Genomic DNA, 1,764 nt, shown 5'->3' on the forward strand with positions numbered 1-1,764 from the left:
TCACCTCTTCGGTCCACCCGTTGAGCGCTATTACTACGCATCCGGTTAATTACCTATCAACCTGCGGAATGTAGGGTTAAAACCTGTTGGACTAGAAATAAAACATGAAAAGACTCGAATCTGTCACACGCTCAAACGTATTGAGTATGATGGAAAAACAGAGGAACCAGGGTTCGACTTTCTAGGATTTAATATCAGGCAATACCCGGTAGGAAAATATAAATCTGGGAAACATGGGGGAAGAAGAAAAGGAGGCTTCTTATTTAATAAAACCCCCCACAAAATGTGAGGATTCAAAACTAACATAAAACCCAGAAAAAAAGCAGTTAAAGTCCATACAGAAGCGATTAAAGGTGTAATAAAACAACTTAAAACAGCACCTCAATCAGCCCTGATTAGCAAGCTAAACCCGATTATTCGAGGATGGTCAAACTACTATTCAGCGGTAGTCTCATCAGAGACCTTCAATAAACTAGACCATATAGTCTGGTTAATGTTAAGGGCATGGACAGTATCAAGATGCGGAAAGGCAAGTTACAAGAAGCTAAGAAACTATTTCAGTCATGGAACGGTTAGACTTAGTAATGGGAAAGAAAGACATGAATCTTGGTTGTTCCAGACTAAGGATGGATTCACACTATGGAAACATAGTTACACGCCGACTGTCAGACACACCATTATACGCCCCGATGCAACACCATACGAGGGAAACTGGACTTACTGGGCAACCAGAAAAGGACAAGCAATCGACACGCCCAACAGGGTAGCAAAACTACTCAAAAAACAAAAAGGTAGATGTACCTGGTGTGGACAGTATTTCGCACCATCGGACATAGTTGAAGTAGACCACATTGTACCTCGAAGCCAAGGCGGAAAGGATGAATACAAAAATCTTCAGCTACTACATCGCCACACCCGCGATGATAAAACGGCGCTTGATAACGCTAAAGCTGTATCCCTAACAATGGAGCAATCAGACTAGGAGCCGTGTGAGGCGAAAGTCTCACGCACGGTTTTGTATGGGAGGGGGAGATGGCGACATCTCTCTCGACCCCTACTAGGCGGGGTCAAATTTAATCTGTAGGGACTATGGTTGTTTCCCAGTCCTTACAGACCCTTGGAGCCTGCACCGCAGGAAAGCCATTTCATCTACCCCTACAGGACTGACATCCATTCATTAAAGCATTATTAAGGCATTATTACATTTTTTAACGGGCTGTTTTGACACTCCCCGCTCTAAAGAGACGGGGATTCTTGGTTCGCGCGACTCGCCATTAGACCGCAGGTTCGCACCAACAGCCCAAGAGAGCCAATCTCCCCCAGCGTAAGTTCCGGCGTGCCCCGCCGTAGCTAGTCCGCGTTTTAGGATATTCACTGCCGCATTGTGCGAGACGTTTAGGAGTGAAATAGGGCTGCAATGCCTGAAATAGCCTCCTAGTGGGACTTAGAGCCCTTGGTTGAATATAAGGAGTGCGCCCTGACCATCCGATAACTATCTATGTGTCTCAACATCTGGAGACCCCCAGATAAGGCAGAGAGACTCAAGGTCAAGACAGAAAGCTAGAACGATGGAGTTGTGACCCACCTAGTATAGCAGAAAGTTGAGAGTAACGGCGATAGCCACCCCCAGTTTCAGGATTCACAATTCTGGGATTGAAGCGGGGAACGGAAGGCTCCGAGGTGTAACCTATAGCATTAGTCAAGGTGGTTAGGACGCAGCTTTGAGAACGGAATCCATGGCATCATGGAGAGAATCAAACTGCT

Annotated in this window: 1 pseudogene; it reads left to right on the forward strand. The window is 45.9% G+C overall.

What is annotated here, in order from left to right:
• Positions 1-76 precede the first annotated feature (76 nt).
• Positions 77-982 (forward strand): annotated as a pseudogene (locus ACTIE0_RS24175) (HNH endonuclease); the annotation flags it as partial.
• Positions 983-1,764: the final 782 nt, after the last annotated feature.

The sequence above is a fragment of the Limnospira sp. genome (assembly GCF_051859755.1).
GTDB lineage: Bacteria > Cyanobacteriota > Cyanobacteriia > Cyanobacteriales > Microcoleaceae > Limnospira > Limnospira fusiformis.